Below are 14968 nucleotides of genomic sequence, written 5' to 3'. Positions count from 1 at the left end.
CGGTCCACTGCCGCCGGCCGGCATCGGTCGGCTACGGCGTCAGCACCTGGCCGATGCGGACACCCGCGGGCGCGCCCAGCGCCGCGGTGCCGTAGTACACACCCGAGGCACCGTCGCGGGCATTGGCCGGAGCGTCCGTCGACGGGCGACCGGCATCCGCACGGCGCTGGGGCCGGCGCTTCCTCGGCGGACTGTCGCCCATAGCGGCCACGGAATAGAACGGTGCATTCCGGGCACCCGTCCCCCAAGAGGGCCATCGCACAGCCCCGCTGCCAGGGGAACGGGCGCGGAACGAGAGGTGGTGCGTCGTGGCTGGACATGCCGACGCTGCCAAGAGGCGCCTCAAGGTCGCCGTCCGACAGGTGCCGACTCGGGACGCTTTTGTGCTGACACTCGCGGGTGAGCTCGACCATGACTCGGTCGAGGCGCTGCGCGAAGCCCTTGCCAACGGCTTGGTGTCCGGGGCGGGCCGGATTCTGGCCGACTGCTCGGACCTGCGGTTCTGCGACTCGACCGGGCTCAATGCTCTGCTGCACAGTCGAATCGCCGGACGCGAGGCGGGCATTCGACTGGAACTTGTCGCCCTCCAACCGCCGATTGCCCGCATGTTCGACATTACTGGCGCGGGCGCCGTCTTCCGTATGCACGCGAGTCTCGACGAGGCTCTGGCGGACAGTTCACAGAGGTAGAGGAGGAGGTCGTGAGTGTCGTCCTCCCGTCGCGGGGGCAGACCCGTCGGCTCGCCCTGTACGGCACCGAGGGTGTCGTAGGGCGCTGCCGAGACTTCAGCCGGGACGCCCTGACCGACTGGAAATGGATTCCCGCCGCGGACGAGGACGGCCGGGCGGTCGTCGAGGATGTGCTTCTGCTGGTGTCCGAGGTCGTCACCAACGCTTGCCTGCACGCCCACGGACCTCAGGAACTCATGCTGCACTGCTCACCGGACCGGCTGAGGATCGAAGTCACCGACGACAGCCCGGTTCACCCTCGGCCGCGCCCGTTCGCCGCGGCTGTGCCGGGCGGTCATGGTCTGGTCGTCCTGGACCGGCTCGCCCGGAGCTGGGGCTCCGTACCTCGGGGAACCGGGAAGGCGGTGTGGGTGGAGGTGACAGCGCCCCCCCGTTCGCAGGGTGCTCGCCGGCAGTAGCGCTATCCCCTTCCACCGTCTCAACCGTCGTCGCCACAGTCCCCGTCACCGTCGTCCAGCAGCAGGGCCTCACGCAGCAGCGTCAGGACGCGGGCCAGTAGCCGCGAGACATGCATCTGCGAGATGCCCAGCCGCTCACCGATCTCACGCTGCGTCAGGTCCTCTACGAACCGCAGGGACAGAATCAGCCGGTCCCGCTCGGAAAGGGTGGCGACCACCGGCTTCAGTGCCGCGATGCACTCCACCGTGTCGAAGGCCTGCTCGTCCTGGCCGAGGCACCGTTGTGCCGGCCCCGGGGCTTTGTCGTCCTCGAGCGGCGCGTCCAGCGAATGGGCGCTGTAGCCGTTCGCCGCCTGCCGGCCCTCCCGCACCTCCGCCTCCTCGACGCCCAGGTGGACGGCGAGCTCGGCATCCGTCGGCGGGTGCCCGAGGCGCTGCTCGAGTGTGTCCGACGCCCTGGCGATGCGGATGCGCAGCTCCTGCAACCGCCGCGGCACCCGCACAGCCCAGCTGGCATCCCGGAAGAAGCGTTTGATCTCGCCCTCGATGGTCGGGAGCGCGAAGGAGGCGAACTCGACCTCACGCTCGACGTCGAAGCGGTTGATGGCCTTTATCAGGCCGATCGTCCCGACCTGGAGGATGTCCTCCATCGACTCGCTGCGGTGCGAGAACCGGGTCGCGGCGAACTTGACGAGGCTGATGTTGAGCTCGACCAGGGTGTTGCGCACATACGCGTACTCCGGTGTGCCCTCCGCCAGCGATACGAGCCGCTGGAACAGCGATACGGAGAGTGCCCGCGCGTCCATGGTGCCGATCGTCCGTGGGTCCGGGATCTCCGGAAGGTCGAGAAGCGCCGCCGGGCGTGGGGCGGGCGCGGCGGTGACGGCGGGGTCGCGGGTGCGCGAGAGGCTGGACATGAGGCTCCTTCGACGCTGCTGGGGGATCGTCGTATGAGCACCTGTCGAATATTTACCCGAATGACACGTTTTGAAGCTTTATACCCCTGTGGGGAGCGGCTGGCTCCGGGTGTCCGTCACACCTCCACATGCGAGAGTGGACGTGTCGTCGGTCGTAGCAGGCGAGGTCAGCGATGGATTCTGCGCACACCTCCGGTGAACGGCTCGGTCGCCCATCGGCGGAATTGAGCGAAGAAGGGCTCCGGAAACTGCTCGCGGGGCTCAGAGCGGTACGTGACGGCGATTTCTCCCACCGGCTCCCGGACGACGCGGCGGAACTCCTCGGCGAGATCGCGGCTGTCTATAACGGGATGGTCGACCAGTTGTCCCTGGTCACGTCCCAGGTCACCCGGGTCGCCAGCGAAGTCGGCGGCGAAGGGCGGCTCGGCGGCCACGCGCGCGTCCCCCAGGTCAGCGGCGTATGGCTGGAGCTCACCACCGGCGTCAACACGATGGCCGACAACCTCACCTCGCAGGTCCGGTCGATATCCCAGGTCGCGTCCGCGGTCGCGCGGGGCGATCTCGACCAGAAGATCCGCGTCGACGCCCGCGGGGAGATCCTGGAGCTGAAGGAGACCATCAACACGATGGTGGAGCGGCTGTCCACCATGGCGGAGGAGGTCACCCGCGTCGCCCGCGAGGTCGGCACGGAAGGAAACCTCGGCGGTCAGGCGACGGTACGGGGCGTCTCGGGCACCTGGAAGAACCTGACCGACAACGTCAACTCCATGGCCAACAATCTGACCAATCAAGTACGTAACATCGCTCAGGTCACCACGGCCGTCGCGGAGGGTGATCTGACCCGCAAGATCGATGTCGACGCGCGCGGCGAGATTCTCACGCTGAAGACCACCATCAACACCATGGTCGACCAGCTGTCGTCGTTCGCCGCCGAGGTCACCAGGGTGGCCCGCGAGGTCGGCAGCGAGGGCCGGCTGGGCGGCCAGGCCGAGGTGGAGGGTGTCTCCGGCACCTGGAAGCGGCTCACCGAGAATGTGAACGAGCTGGCCGGAAACCTGACCCGGCAGGTGCGTGCCATCGCCGAGGTGACCAGCGCCGTCGCCGAGGGTGACCTGACCCGCTCCATCACGGTGGAGGCGCCGGGCGAGGTCGGTGACCTCAAGGACAACATCAACGCGATGGTCGAGTCGCTGCGCGCGACCACCCGCGCCAATGAGGAGCAGGACTGGCTCAAGACCAATCTGGCCCGTCTCTCCGCATCGATGCAGGACAGCCGCAACCTCTCCGCGGTCGCCGAGCTGATCATGGACGAGGTGCCGCGGCTGGTCTCCGCGCCCTACGCCGCTTTCTTCCTGGCCCAGGAGACGCCCGACGGGCACGACACCGAGCTCGTCATGATGGCTTCGTACGGCGGGCCCGATGGCCCGGACAAGCCTCCGCGCCGCTTCCGGCTCGGACAATCGCTGGTCGGACAGGCGGCGCGCAGCAGGCGTACGCTCACCGTCGACGGTCTGCCGCCCGGATACGCGACGATGTCCTCCGGTATCGGCTCGGCCGAGCCCGCGACCCTGATCGTGCTGCCGATCGTCGTCGAAGGCCAGGTGCTCGGCGTCATGGAGCTCGCGGCGCTGCGGCCCTTCACCGGCATCCACCGTGACTTCCTCGACCGGTTCAGCGAAACGGTCGGCGTCATCGTCAAATCGCTGTTCGCCAGCGCCCGTACGGACGAGCTGCTCGAGCAGTCCCAGCGCCTGACGAGCGAACTGAGTACCCGGTCCCAGGAACTCCAGGCGGGCCAGGAGGAGTTGCAGCGTTCCAACGCCGAACTCGAAGAGAAGGCCGCCCTGTTGGTGGAGCGCAACCGGGACATCGAAGGCAAGAACCTGGAGATCGAGGCCGCCCGCCAGGAGCTTGAGGCCCGCGCACTCCAGCTCTCGCGTACGTCGATGTACAAGTCGGAGTTCCTGGCCAACATGAGCCACGAGCTGCGCACACCGCTCAACAGCCTGCTGATCCTCGCCCAGCTCCTCGCCCAGAACGCGGAGGGCAACTTGACGGAGAAGCAGGTCGACTACGCCGAAGTCATCCACTCCGCGGGTTCCGACCTGCTTCAGCTGATCAACGAGATCCTCGACCTGTCGAAGGTCGAGGCGGGCAAGATGGACGTCCATACGGAACCTGTCGCCTTGTCCCGCCTGCTGGACTACGTCGAGATCACCTTCCGGCCCCTGGCGAGCGAACGCGACCTGCAATTCCAGGTGGTCAGGGCGCCCAACCTGCCGGAAGCCGTCGTCACCGACGAGGCGCGACTGCGGCAGGTGCTGCGCAATCTGCTCTCCAACGCCATGAAGTTCACCGAGCAGGGGCGGGTCGAGCTGCGCGTCGAGTACGCCGACGACGATGAACTGGCGCATTCCCTGCGCGGCCGCCCCACACTCGCGTTCAGAGTCTCCGACACCGGAATCGGCATCGCCGAACAGCACTTGGAGACGATCTTCGGAGCGTTCCAGCAGGGCGATGTGGCCACGGGACGGCGCTACGGCGGTACGGGACTGGGGCTGTCCATCAGCCGTGAAGTGGCCCAACTCCTCGGCGGCGAGATAGGAGTGAGGAGCGGGATCGGCGAAGGGAGCAGCTTCACGCTCTACCTGCCGGTCGGCGGCGTCGGCCGCCCGAAGGAACTTGCTCCGAGCGCCGGTGGGCGGCAGCATGAGGACGGCCCCCGTCCACAGGAACCCGCGCTGACCGGGCGCGTGGCGCTGATCGTGGACGACGACGAGCGGAACGTCTTCGCGCTCACCGCGATCCTGGAGCGCGAGGGCATGCGCGTCCTGCGCGCGGACAACGGCGGAGCCGGCATCGAGCTCCTCGCCGCGCACGGCGGCGTGGAGCTGATCCTCATGGATGTGATGATGCCCGGTATGGACGGGCTCTCCGCCACCGCCGCGATCAGGGAGATGCCACGCTTCGCCGAGGTCCCGATCATCGCGGTGACCGCCAAGGCGATGCCCGGCGACCGGACCAGGACGCTGGCGGTCGGAGCCAACGACTACCTCACCAAGCCCGTCGACGCGGACGAACTGATCGCCAGAATCCACAAGTGGCTGGACGACTGACAGCGCGCACGGAGCCTTCAGGACACGCGCAGGACGACCAGGCTGGTGTCGTCGTCCGTATCGCCGGTGACGAGACTCAGCAGCCGGTCCGCCTGCTCGTCGACGCCGCCGGGCGCCAATCGCTCGGCTGCGTGCCGCAGTACGGCCAGACTCTCGTCCAGCCCCGCGTGCCGGCGCTCGACGAGCCCGTCGGTGTAGAGCAGCAGCGTGTCCCCGGGAAGCAGCCGCGTCATGGTCTGCGTGTAGACGGCGCGCGGCAGAGCTCCCAGCAGGATGTTGCGCGGGGCGTCGAGCAGTTGTGCGCGACCGTCGCGCAGCAGCAGCGGCGGCAGGTGGCCGGCGCTCGCCCAGCACAGGGACCGGTCCGCCGGTTCGTAGATGCCGCACACCGCGGTCGCGGTCGGATTGCCCTCCGCGTGCAGCGCGAGGTCGTTCAGCCATTCCATGAGCCGGGCGGGGGAGTTGCCCGTGAAGGCCAAGCCGTGCAGTGCGTTGCGCAGCGAGACCATGCCGGTGGCTGACTCGATGCCATGGCCGGCGATGTCGCCCACCGCCAGCAGGATCCGGCCGTCGGGCAGCGGCAGTACGTCGTACCAGTCGCCCCCGACGCGGTACTCCTGGGCCGCCGGCCGGTAGCGGGCCGCGACCTGGAGACCGGGCAGCCCCTCCAGCGCCGGCCCCTCCGGGACAATCGCGCGCTGGAGCTGGAGTACGACCTGGTGGCGCAGCGCGGCCTGCGCCTGGGCGGCGGTCAGTTGGTCGAACGCGGCGGTGAGCGCGAGCTCCGTGCGATGCTGCGCGGAGACGTCCTGGTAGATGCCCGAGATGCCGGTGAGGACACCACCCGTCAGCAACGGCTCGGCGGCGATGCGCACATAACGCAGCCCACCGTCGTCCCGGACCGTTCGCACGACGGTCTGCGCACCCACCCGGCGCTCGGTCAGAGCGATGAGCAGGTCATCGAGAGTGCCCGCCTCCTCGGGATGGAGTCTCTGCCCCAGCAGCCGCAACGGGATCGGGGCGGCGCCCGGCGGCAGCCCGAAAATCGTGTACGTCTCGTCCGTCCAGCGGGACTCGCCGCTGACCAGGTCGTCCTCGAAGGACCCCAGATTCTCGAGGTGATCGAGGACCCGCACCACAGCCAGGCCGGGGTCCGTTGCCCCGTGCCACAGCACAACGCTGCGGTCCGGCCCGGCCGGCAGTACACGGACGTCGAGCAGCGGGTCAGGGCCGCCGGGACGCAGCTTTGCGGGAAGTCGCGCCGCACGCTGCGGCGTCGCGCCCGTCCGCGCGTTGTGCACCAGACGTACGAGATCGGCGTGGGCAGCCGGGAACACCTGGGCCAGCGGACGCCCCACCGGTCCGTGAACTCCCCCGGAGGACTGCAGTGCCGCCGGGTTGAGGTGCTCGATGCGGAGCACGGACGTGCCGGGGTCGGCGCGCAAAGTCATGGCCGGATGGGTCAGCAGGTCGAGCAGCGGGCCGAGCAGCGGCGGTTCGGCGGCCGCCTCCTGGGGACCCACGTCGAGCATCCGGGCGGCCGTGTCCATCAGGCCCGTGAGCGTAGGGCGCACAGCGTCGTCGAGGTCGGCGGGCCCGGGCCAGACGATCAGGGCAAGACCCGTGACCGATCCATGGTTCCAGAGCGGCAGGACGGCTCTGGCAGCGTCTGGGGCGGGCCCCGGGAGCCGCTCGTCCGGCGCCGGCCCCGTGGGCAGCCACTCGGGTGAACCCTGCGCCAGGACGCGGTGGAGCGCGCCCTTGGTCTCCGGGGGGATCCACCGCCAGTGGGACGCCTCCAGAGCGGAGACGCCCGCGCGCCCGGCCAGCTGCAGGCAGTCGGTCGTCGTACGGCGCCACAGGAACAGGGCCGCTGCGCCGAACGGGCGCAGGCCGCTGTCCAGCAGTGCCTCGGCTACCTCGCCGATCGACTCGTAGGACTCCGCCGCCGCCTCCGCCCTGCGCCTGCGACGTATGTCCGCCGGCATTTCCGTTTCGGCCGGGGTGTGGGCCACCACGGTGCCGGATGCGGCGTTCACGATGTCGGCCGCGAGGTCCTCGGGGCCGATCCCGGTGGAGTCGGCGAGCCGGGCCAGGTGCTCAGCCGCGTCGGGAGGCGGCGTGGAGAGCTTGGCCACCAGGATTCCGGCGGCCAGATCCAGCAGATGGCGGCGGGCGAGATCGCCTCGCAGGGCCGCGACCTCGGCGGTCAGTTCCGTGACCGCGGCACAGAGGTCGTCCGTCCCGGCCGGGGGCTCGGGGGGCGGCGCCTGTTCGGGCATGATCATGACTGCTCCAGCTCGGGGAGGCCGTGCAATCGCGAACCGGATTCTACCCTCGCATATAGGGCGCGGCATGGTGGTCAGGCGCTGCGCTGCCGATGGTCTCGGACGTCAGGGCTGTCGGACGCTTGGGCTGCGGACGCCAGGCCTGTCAGACGTACGGGCGGTCGCGCGATTGTGTCCAGGCGAGCAAGTCCGTTGCGCCCCAGGTGTTGATCACCCGCTCAGGCGGCACCCCGCAGGCCTCCGCCCGGGCACAGCCGAAGATCTGCCAGTCGAGCTGCCCCGGCGCGTGGGCGTCCGTATCGATGGCGAAGAAGACCCCGGCCGCCACCGCGAGGCGGAGCAGCCGCAGCGGGGGATCCAGCCGCTCGGGCCGGCTGTTGATCTCCACGGCGGTGCCGTGAGCGGCGCAGGCCGCGAAGACTGCTTCCGCGTCGAACTGCGACTCGGGCCGCCCCTTGCCGGTGACCAGCCGCCCCGTACAGTGGCCCAGCACATCGGCCAGCGGATTCTGTAGGGCCTTGACCAGGCGCCGCGTCATATCGTCTGATCTCATCCGCAGTTCGGAGTGGACCGAGGCGACCACCAGATCCAGCTCGTCGAGCAGCTCCGGTTCCTGGTCGAGCGAACCGTCCGCCAGAATGTCGCACTCGATGCCGGTAAGCAGCCGGAACGGAGCCCACTGCCGGTTCAGCTCCGCCACGACGTCCAACTGCTCGCGCAGCCGCTCGGCGGACAGACCACGTGCGACGGTCAGCCGGGGCGAGTGGTCTGTGAGCACCGCCCACTCGTGCCCCAGCGCGGCCGCTGCAAGGCCCATCGCCTCGATGGAGCTGCCGCCGTCCGACCAGTCGGAATGCAGATGACAGTCACCGCGTAGCAGCTGACGCAGCCGCGATCCGCCCTCCGTCGGCACAGGGGGCGCCGCCTCGCCTTCCAGCCGCTGAAGGTACTGCGGCACATCGCCGGCCAGCGCCTCCCGTACGACCTGCGCCGTCTTCGGGCCGATGCCTTTGACGGCTTCCAGCGAGCCGTCCGCCGCCCGCCGGGCGATCTCGTCGTCGTCCATCTGCGCCAGGGCCGCGGCCGCGCTGCGGAAGGCACGCGCCCGATAGCTCTCCGCACCGGCGCGCTCCAGCAAAAACGCGATCCGTTCCAGAGCTGCGACGGGGCGCATCTCATCCCTCCGCACGGTTGGCCATAGTCCTTCCACTCTCCCTTGCCGGGCGCCCATCGGCACGCCGAGCCATGAGTTGGGGTTTGGAACGCCTCAACTGTGTTACTCGCAGCGCCGAGGTGCCATGGCGAATTCATCAGAGAACACAGCGAACAAGAATCAGAGCGCGGCCCAGAAGCTGGGCCCGCTGGAGGTGGTGCGCCGAGCGCGAGGACCACTATCTGGAGCGGCTTCGGGCCCTCGACGGCAAGTCCGAGTACAACGTGAAGGCCTCCCACGACGAGCAGTCCGTCCTGCGCCGGGTGCTCGCGGACGACCCCGAGCTGCGGGCCATGGCCGAGGCGGGCCAGTCCGACGGCGAAAGTTCGTACGAGGGAAGCTGCAGCTCGGCGAGCGGATCGCGACCGCCGTGCGGCTGCGCGAGGCCCAGGACGCCGATCTGCTGAGGGCGCTGCTGGGAGACGCGGCCCAGGAGGTCAGCGCCGGTCCCGAGAGCACCGGCTGGACGACGAACCTCTCCTTCCTCGTGGACGGTGAGCACATCGCGAAGTTCGTGGCAGCCGTCGAAGCCGTGCGGCAAGAACAGCCGCACCTCGTACTGACCGTGACCGGGCCCCTTCCGCCGTACAGCTTCGTGGAGTGACCCATGGGCCTGCTGGGAGAGCTGCTCCTCCTGCCCGCAGCCCCTGTGCGCGGCACCGCTTGGGTGCTGCGCCAGGTGGTTGAGGAGGCGGAGCGGCAGTACTACGACCCGTCGGTCGTCCCGGCCGAACTCGCGCGTCTCGCCGAGCGGTTCGAGGCGGGGGAGATCGACGATGACGAGTTCGACCGCCGGGAGGACGAACTGGTGATCACCGGGAACCTCACCCTGCGGATAGCGTTCGTCGATCTCGTACGGATCGACCTGAACGCCCTCATCAGTTCCGTGAATCCCGGGTTCCCTCCCTGTGGGAGGAGTCCCTGTGAGCGCCCCGCGGAGGCTGGACCTGGACCCCGACACCGTCGAACGCGACCTCGCGAAACTGGTCCTGACCGTGGTGGAGCTGCTCCGCCAGCTCATGGAACGCCAGGCGTTGCGCCGGGTCGACGAAGGGGGCCTGAGCGAGGACCAGGAGGAGCGGATCGGACTGACCCTGATGCTCCTGGAGGACCGTATGGACGATCTGCGGGACACATTCGGGCTGGAGCCGGGGGACCTCAACATCGACCTCGGGCCGCTGGGACCGCTGCTCCCCAGGGCCGAGTAGAGGCTCTTGTCGCTGACCGTAATCATTCGGATGGCGGACGTGACCACCGCGGATCAGAATGAGTGCCGGCCCGACTGCCTGCTGGTGGTCTCACTCCGGGAGGGCACTGATGTTGATGCCTGACGCAGATGTGATCGCAAGGGTGATGGTCCGCTACCGGGCCCAGGAACACCTCGTTCTGGCCGCCCGGCACGACCCGATCGCCCGAAGGCGCTTCGAGGACACCGCCTATACGTTGTGTGTGCTGATGGGCGAGCGTACGGCCCGTGAAGCGATGCTTGCGGCGGAACGCCACCTCGGTCGAGTACGGCCGACCCCGCAGCCCGCCGAGCGTCCCACCGGCACCTCCAGGCGGCGCTGACCCGGGCGCGCTCGTCAGCCAGGCAGGTCTGCCCTGCTGACGAGCGGGAAGGACCAACGGGTGCGTGATGTCCGTGATTCAGTAAGAGTACGGCTGGCCCAGCTCGCCAGGGAGCCCGCCGTCGCCCAGACGGTTCGTTCCACCGCGGCCGCGACCATCTCCTACGTCGTCGCTCTGCAGCTGAGCAGCGAACCGGCTCCCCTCACCGCCCCCCTGACCGCCCTGCTCGTCGTCCAGGTCACCCTTTACGCCACGCTCACCACCGGCGTCCGGCGGGTGAACTCCGTCGTCACCGGTGTGGTGCTGGCCATCGGCTTCAGCGCGCTCGTCGGACTCACTTGGTGGAGCCTCGGCCTGATCATCCTGGCTTCCCTGATCGTGGGCCGGATCGTCCGTGTGAGCGAGTTCGTTCCAGAGGTCGCGATCAGCGCCATGCTCGTCCTCGGAGTGACCCGGGTGGGGGACACTGCCTGGGACCGGGTCCTGGAGACGCTGATCGGCGCCGTGGTGGGCCTGTTGTTCAACTTCCTGTTCGTGCCCCCGGTATGGGTGGCAACGGCCGGCGATTCCATCCAGGACCTCGCCCGGCGTATGCGCCAACTGCTGCTGGGCATCGGCGAGCAATTGCGCAGCCCCACCCCGGTGGAGCAGGCCGCCGCCCAGCTGCACGAAGCGCGTCGTCTCGACAACGACATCGCCGAAGTGGACGCGGCGCTCCGTCAGGCGGAGGACAGCCTCCGGCTCAACCCCCGGGTCAAGGAAGGGCTGCTGCACCGCGTCGTCCTGCGTACCGGGCTCGACACCCTCGAGATCTGCGCGGTCGTCCTGCGCGTACTGGCCAGGACCTTCACCGATCTCGCCAAGGAACGCCAAGAGGAAGCCCTGTTCTCGCAAGAGGTGGCAGTCGCCCTCGAGGAACTGCTCGCCCATGTGGCGGACACCCTCGTCAGCTTCGCGGTCCTGGTCACCACGCAGGTGAGCGAGAGCGCCGAGGCAGCGGAGACCCGGCTGGCCGGGGAGCTCGCCGCAGCGGGCGCCAAACGGGAGGAGGTGGCGCAGCTGTTGCTCCAGGAGATTCAGCGGAACCCCCGCCAGTGGCAGCTGAAAGGCGCGTTGCTCGCCGAGATCGACCGGATCCTGGACGAGCTGGATACGGAACACCGCTCCCGGCGCCTGATGGAGGAGCTGGACCGTGTCACACGTGAACAGCATGAACGGTATCCCCGGCTGGCAGCGTTCCGTAAATGGGTACTGGGGAAGCGTCGTCGCAGGGCCACCCGCTGAGTTCGAGTGCGCCTGCCGTGTGACCTCGCGCCGGCCGTGTGACCTGCTGCGTGTCTGCGCCTCCCGCCCGGCGCCGCTACGGGGGCGGGGCCAGTCGGGGCAGTTCCTTTTCGAGGCCGTTTCCCATGTTGCGTACGACGGTCTCCGCAACCTCCGCCAGCTTGCGGTTGCTGCGCTGTGAGAGCCGACGGAGCATCCCGAAGGCCTCCGCGGCGCCGCAACCCATGACATGCATCAGAATGCCGCTCGCCTGGTCGATGACCGGGCGTGAGCGCAGCGCGGCCTCGAGCTGGTCCACCTCGGCGAGAGCGGCCCGGTAGTAGTGGTCGCGCACCAGCCCCTCCGCGAAGTGTTCACCGAGGATGTACACGGGTTGGTGGGAGACCTGGGCGAACGCTCCGGGCTGGAAGCTGTACAGGCTGAGCGTCACCTCGAGTTCGGTCCGGCTGAACGGCATCGTCACGCTGGACCGAATGCCTGAATCGAGGGCGACGGCGCGGTAGTCGGGCCACCGGTCCTCGGTCAGCAGGTCTTGAGCACTCACGGGCTCGCCGGCGTCCAGTGCGCTCGGCGTAGGCCCCTGGCCCGACGCCAGCTCGACCGAGAGCAGTGCCGTCAGATCGGGATGCGTGGCCGTCGAGCGACGGTCGGAGCCGCCGTCCACGACGGTGGCTACGGCTCCGCAGCACGCCGTCGCGCAGTGCATCGCCTGCTCGGTGAATTTCGACAGCTCACGGGCGGTCGAGGCGGGGTCGGCTGTGAATTCCGGTGCGGGCGGCATGGCGTAGTTCCTCCTTCCGGGATGCGGCTGCCCGTCCTGTTTGCCGGGAAACCCCGCCCGGCTACGCGGCGTCCTGCATGACCTGTTCTCGCAGGTTGTCGCAGCAACGGCTGATCAGCCGCGACACGTGCATCTGCGAGATGCCGAGGCTCTCGGCGATGCTGCTCTGCGTCATGTCGCGGAAGAACCGCAGGTAGAGGATCTGCTGGTCGCGTTCGGGCAGTCGGCTCAGCCCTGGCTTGACTGCTTCCCGGTCGACGACCACCTCGAGCGCCGGGTCGGCCGTGCCGAGCGTGTCGCGCAGCGCGTAGCCGTCGTCCGAGCCGGGCAGCTCGGCGTCGAGGGAGAGAGCGGTGAAGCTGTCGAGCGCGTTGAGCCCCACGCGCACCTCCTCCTCCGTCATCCCGGCGTGCTCCGCGATCTCGGCGTTGGTGGGGGCGCGGCCGGGGATCGTCTGGGAAAGGTCCTGGCGGGCGAACCGAACCCGGTTTCGCAGGTCCTGGACCCGGCGTGGCACATGGAGGGTCCACATATGGTCCCGGAAGTGGCGCTTGACCTCGCCCACCACGGTCGGCACGGCGTAGCTCTCGAAGGCGTTGCCGCGGGCGGGGTCGTAGCCGTCGACGGCCTTGACCAGGCCGAGAGCCGCGACCTGCTTCAGGTCTTCTATGTGTTCTCCCCGGTTACGGAAGCGGCCGGCGAGCCGATCCGCCATGGGCAGCCAGGCACAGATGATTTCCTGACGGAGTTGGTCACGCTCGGGCCCGTCAGGCAGAGCGGCCATCGTGCGGAAGGCGTTCGCGGTGTCGGGGGCATCGGAGTGCGGGTGCTTGGAGTGTGCGTTTGTGCGCATGATGCTCGGAGCTCCCTGAGAGGTCTCTGTCGCCGGTGGGGGGCTTGCTCTCACCGTGGGAGACCGGGCGGGCAGGGCACGCCCGGAGCCTTCGCTCCCACGGGCGTGCCTCCTGTCCGAAGCACATGACGCATCTGCCCGCCTCCATGGCACGGAAACGTGCGCACTCGCTCGAAATGCCTCGCTCAGCTCGTGTCACGGGTGGCAGATCGGGTACGCGGACCAGTCCCCAGCCTTCCAGGAGGGAAACATGCAGCGAGGCAGCGACCGTCTCAGTGCCCGCAAGGACGACGAGATGAAGCATGAACTGCAGGGGCTGCTCCGGTCAGGACACCCCACCCGGGTAGAGGAATGGCACGACCCCGAGCCCGCCGCGGACGACGACCCGGACGTCGCCTCGGGTCGGGTGCCCTCGCTCGGCTCACTCGGGCCCGAGGACGCATTGAGGGTCGAGCTGGCCCGGCACCTGGGCCGTTCGGCCTTCCCCGCCACGCCTCGGGAACTGATGGATGCCCTGAAGCGGCACCACGCCCCCGACCGACTCATCGACCTCGTCAGCGAGCTGCCGGCGCAAGGGACGTACCGGACTGCTCATGAGGTCGTCAGCGCTCTGGCCAGGCAGCGGTAGCCGGCCCGACGGCGATGGTCGAAAGGAGGAAGGACATGGGCAACGCGAAGGAAACCCTCAAGGCCAAGGCCAGGCAGCTCAAGGGCAAGATGACGGAAGCCAATGGCATAGCCCTGGACAATGACCGGATGCGGGCCGAGGGCCGAAGCGAGCAGATGAGGGGCAAGGCCCAGGAGAGGGCCGCCAAACAGGCCAGGAAATCGTCCGGCCAGTGACGGCCCAGTGAAGGCGCGGCAGTCCGGTCGGGCGCAGCTCCCGCTGGGGTGAGCAGCCTGGCGCCGCTCGGCGCTGCTGCGCGCCCGCCCGGCCGGGATGCGGAGTTCCGGCGCTGCCCGCTACACCCTGGACGTGACTACACCCTGGACGTGACGGTGAACATCGCGCCCTCGGCGTCGCGCAGCGTCGCCTCCGGGCCCTGTTCCGTGGAGCGACGGGCCAGGACCTCGCCGCCGTTGTGTCGCGTCGCCTGGACGGTTGCTTCCACGTCGGCAACGGGGAAGTAGACGTGCCAGCGGGGCCGGATCATGGGGTCCGGGGCTGCTTCGGCCGCGCCGGAGCTCAGACGTGCGACCACGTACCCCTCGTGGCGCAGCACGACCTCATCCTCCTCGTAGTCGACCTGGCAGCAGCCGGTCTTGTCGGACGCCCACTCGAAGACCTCTCCGTAGAAGATCGCGGCGTCGAAGGCGTTCCGGGTCCGCAGGTGCACCCAGGCGGGCGCATTCTTGCGCCAGGTCAGCCAGTCGGGGATGAGCTCTCCCTCCCAGATGCCGAAGACGGCGCCGTCCCGGTCCGCCGCCAGTGCACCGCGGCCCACGGACAGGCTGATTGGCCCCACCGCGACGGTGGCGCTGCGCTCCCGGATACGGGCTGCTGTCTCATCCGCATTGGCGACCGCGAAGTACGGAGTCCAGCCGCCTGGGGCCTGCAGGGCGGCGTCGAGCACGCCGATACCGGCGACCGGCGCGCCGTCGGACAGGGCCAGGCTGAATTCGGCGCCGAGTTTCGCTCGCCGGAACTTCCACCCGAGGACCGCGCCGTAGAAGTCCTGAGCGTCCTGCATGTTGCGTGCCATCAGGGTGATCCAGCACGGGGCGCCGAACACCTCATGGCTTGATGTCACACCTGCGGCCGTTGCCGCTGCTGATTCCTTGTCCATCTCACTCAGTGTC

General features: G+C 69.1%; 17 protein-coding genes and 1 pseudogene. 11 read left to right on the top strand and 7 right to left on the bottom strand.

The genetic code is table 11. From position 1 onward, the window contains the following. Positions 1–31: 31 nt before the first annotated feature. Positions 32–202 (bottom strand): hypothetical protein, encoded by a 171-nt coding sequence (locus ACWDO5_RS00205; RefSeq protein ID WP_450527032.1) that lies wholly within the window; start codon positions 200–202, stop codon positions 32–34. 106 nt (positions 203–308) lie between these two features. Here ACWDO5_RS00205 and ACWDO5_RS00200 point away from each other — a divergent pair, with 106 nt between their 5' ends. Both ACWDO5_RS00200 and ACWDO5_RS00195 read left to right on the top strand, forming a co-directional pair. After that, a complete protein-coding gene (locus ACWDO5_RS00200) occupies positions 309–689 on the top strand; it encodes an STAS domain-containing protein (RefSeq protein WP_450527030.1) in 381 nt (126 codons plus the stop codon). 11 nt (positions 690–700) lie between these two features. After that, positions 701–1147: an ATP-binding protein gene (locus tag ACWDO5_RS00195; protein ID WP_450527029.1), complete on the top strand. Its 447-nt coding sequence runs from the start codon at positions 701–703 to the stop codon at positions 1145–1147. A gap of 20 nt (positions 1148–1167) precedes the next feature. On the opposite strand, the gene ACWDO5_RS00190 is transcribed toward ACWDO5_RS00195, so the two are convergent. After that, on the bottom strand, positions 1168–2064 hold the full coding sequence (locus ACWDO5_RS00190) for a SigB/SigF/SigG family RNA polymerase sigma factor (RefSeq protein WP_450527027.1): 897 nt from the start codon (positions 2062–2064) through the stop codon (positions 1168–1170). A gap of 173 nt (positions 2065–2237) precedes the next feature. On the opposite strand from ACWDO5_RS00190, the gene ACWDO5_RS00185 reads away from it, so the two are divergent. Then, positions 2238–5180, top strand: a complete 2943-nt coding sequence (locus ACWDO5_RS00185) for a HAMP domain-containing protein (protein ID WP_450527026.1) — start codon at positions 2238–2240, stop codon at positions 5178–5180. A gap of 17 nt (positions 5181–5197) precedes the next feature. On the opposite strand, the gene ACWDO5_RS00180 is transcribed toward ACWDO5_RS00185, so the two are convergent. Together ACWDO5_RS00180 and ACWDO5_RS00175 are read right to left on the bottom strand one after the other, a co-directional pair. Then, the gene (locus ACWDO5_RS00180) at positions 5198–7468 is read right to left on the bottom strand and encodes a SpoIIE family protein phosphatase (RefSeq protein ID WP_450527024.1); all 2271 of its coding nucleotides are present in this window, start codon (positions 7466–7468) and stop codon (positions 5198–5200) included. A gap of 145 nt (positions 7469–7613) precedes the next feature. Beyond that, complete coding sequence (locus ACWDO5_RS00175) at positions 7614–8642, bottom strand: PHP domain-containing protein (protein WP_450527023.1); 1029 nt, start codon at positions 8640–8642, stop codon at positions 7614–7616. Positions 8643–8713: 71 nt separating this feature from the next. Between ACWDO5_RS00175 and ACWDO5_RS00170 the strand changes: the two genes are divergently transcribed. The 6 genes and pseudogenes from ACWDO5_RS00170 (at position 8714) to ACWDO5_RS00145 (ending at position 11534) form a co-directional block, all read left to right on the top strand. Beyond that, positions 8714–9088 (top strand): GvpL/GvpF family gas vesicle protein, encoded by a 375-nt coding sequence (locus ACWDO5_RS00170; RefSeq protein WP_450527022.1) that lies wholly within the window; start codon positions 8714–8716, stop codon positions 9086–9088. Continuing rightward, a complete protein-coding gene (locus ACWDO5_RS00165; protein ID WP_450527020.1) occupies positions 9052–9285 on the top strand; it encodes a GvpL/GvpF family gas vesicle protein in 234 nt (77 codons plus the stop codon). The genes ACWDO5_RS00170 and ACWDO5_RS00165 overlap by 37 nt, the downstream gene beginning before the upstream one ends. Before the next feature lie 3 nt (positions 9286–9288). Further along, a pseudogene (locus ACWDO5_RS00160) lies at positions 9289–9492 on the top strand (gas vesicle protein GvpG); the annotation flags it as partial. Between the two features lie 112 nt (positions 9493–9604). After that, positions 9605–9889: a gas vesicle protein K gene (locus tag ACWDO5_RS00155; RefSeq protein WP_450527018.1), complete on the top strand. Its 285-nt coding sequence runs from the start codon at positions 9605–9607 to the stop codon at positions 9887–9889. Between the two features lie 115 nt (positions 9890–10004). After that, positions 10005–10250 (top strand): DUF5133 domain-containing protein, encoded by a 246-nt coding sequence (locus ACWDO5_RS00150; protein ID WP_450527017.1) that lies wholly within the window; start codon positions 10005–10007, stop codon positions 10248–10250. A 60-nt stretch (positions 10251–10310) separates the two neighbouring features. Next, a complete protein-coding gene (locus tag ACWDO5_RS00145; protein ID WP_450527015.1) occupies positions 10311–11534 on the top strand; it encodes an aromatic acid exporter family protein in 1224 nt (407 codons plus the stop codon). Between the two features lie 76 nt (positions 11535–11610). On the opposite strand, the gene ACWDO5_RS00140 is transcribed toward ACWDO5_RS00145, so the two are convergent. Then, positions 11611–12315 carry an ANTAR domain-containing response regulator gene (locus ACWDO5_RS00140; RefSeq protein ID WP_450527013.1) on the bottom strand — a complete coding sequence of 235 codons (705 nt, stop codon included), beginning with the start codon at positions 12313–12315 and terminating at the stop codon, positions 11611–11613. Between the two features lie 61 nt (positions 12316–12376). Continuing rightward, positions 12377–13168, bottom strand: coding sequence for an RNA polymerase sigma factor SigF (locus tag ACWDO5_RS00135; protein ID WP_450527011.1), 792 nt, complete (start codon positions 13166–13168; stop codon positions 12377–12379). A 250-nt stretch (positions 13169–13418) separates the two neighbouring features. Here ACWDO5_RS00135 and ACWDO5_RS00130 point away from each other — a divergent pair, with 250 nt between their 5' ends. Continuing rightward, the gene (locus tag ACWDO5_RS00130; protein ID WP_450527009.1) at positions 13419–13796 is read left to right on the top strand and encodes a DUF2795 domain-containing protein; all 378 of its coding nucleotides are present in this window, start codon (positions 13419–13421) and stop codon (positions 13794–13796) included. A 35-nt stretch (positions 13797–13831) separates the two neighbouring features. Further along, positions 13832–14011, top strand: a complete 180-nt coding sequence (locus tag ACWDO5_RS00125) for a CsbD family protein (RefSeq protein WP_450527007.1) — start codon at positions 13832–13834, stop codon at positions 14009–14011. Between the two features lie 137 nt (positions 14012–14148). Here the strand turns inward: ACWDO5_RS00125 and ACWDO5_RS00120 are convergent, their stop codons facing one another. After that, complete coding sequence (locus ACWDO5_RS00120) at positions 14149–14955, bottom strand: VOC family protein (protein WP_450527005.1); 807 nt, start codon at positions 14953–14955, stop codon at positions 14149–14151. Positions 14956–14968 lie beyond the last annotated feature (13 nt).

The organism is Streptomyces sp. NPDC000880, from assembly GCF_053599675.1.
Note: the sequence above shows the minus strand (reverse complement) of the source record. Positions and strands in the feature narration are given on the sequence as shown.

What these genes read in the sequence shown, in the direction of transcription:
- ACWDO5_RS00205 (WP_450527032.1), bottom strand. Translation starts at nt 202, where the DNA reads ATGGGCGACAGTCCGCCGAGGAAGCGCCGGCCCCAGCGCCGTGCGGAT.
- ACWDO5_RS00190 (WP_450527027.1), bottom strand. Translation starts at nt 2,064, where the DNA reads ATGTCCAGCCTCTCGCGCACCCGCGACCCCGCCGTCACCGCCGCGCCC.
- ACWDO5_RS00185 (WP_450527026.1), top strand. Translation starts at nt 2,238, where the DNA reads ATGGATTCTGCGCACACCTCCGGTGAACGGCTCGGTCGCCCATCGGCG.
- ACWDO5_RS00180 (WP_450527024.1), bottom strand. Translation starts at nt 7,468, where the DNA reads ATGATCATGCCCGAACAGGCGCCGCCCCCCGAGCCCCCGGCCGGGACG.
- ACWDO5_RS00175 (WP_450527023.1), bottom strand. Translation starts at nt 8,642, where the DNA reads ATGCGCCCCGTCGCAGCTCTGGAACGGATCGCGTTTTTGCTGGAGCGC.
- ACWDO5_RS00170 (WP_450527022.1), top strand. Translation starts at nt 8,714, where the DNA reads ATGAGTTGGGGTTTGGAACGCCTCAACTGTGTTACTCGCAGCGCCGAG.
- ACWDO5_RS00150 (WP_450527017.1), top strand. Translation starts at nt 10,005, where the DNA reads ATGCCTGACGCAGATGTGATCGCAAGGGTGATGGTCCGCTACCGGGCC.
- ACWDO5_RS00140 (WP_450527013.1), bottom strand. Translation starts at nt 12,315, where the DNA reads ATGCCGCCCGCACCGGAATTCACAGCCGACCCCGCCTCGACCGCCCGT.
- ACWDO5_RS00135 (WP_450527011.1), bottom strand. Translation starts at nt 13,168, where the DNA reads ATGCGCACAAACGCACACTCCAAGCACCCGCACTCCGATGCCCCCGAC.
- ACWDO5_RS00130 (WP_450527009.1), top strand. Translation starts at nt 13,419, where the DNA reads ATGCAGCGAGGCAGCGACCGTCTCAGTGCCCGCAAGGACGACGAGATG.
- ACWDO5_RS00125 (WP_450527007.1), top strand. Translation starts at nt 13,832, where the DNA reads ATGGGCAACGCGAAGGAAACCCTCAAGGCCAAGGCCAGGCAGCTCAAG.
- ACWDO5_RS00120 (WP_450527005.1), bottom strand. Translation starts at nt 14,955, where the DNA reads ATGGACAAGGAATCAGCAGCGGCAACGGCCGCAGGTGTGACATCAAGC.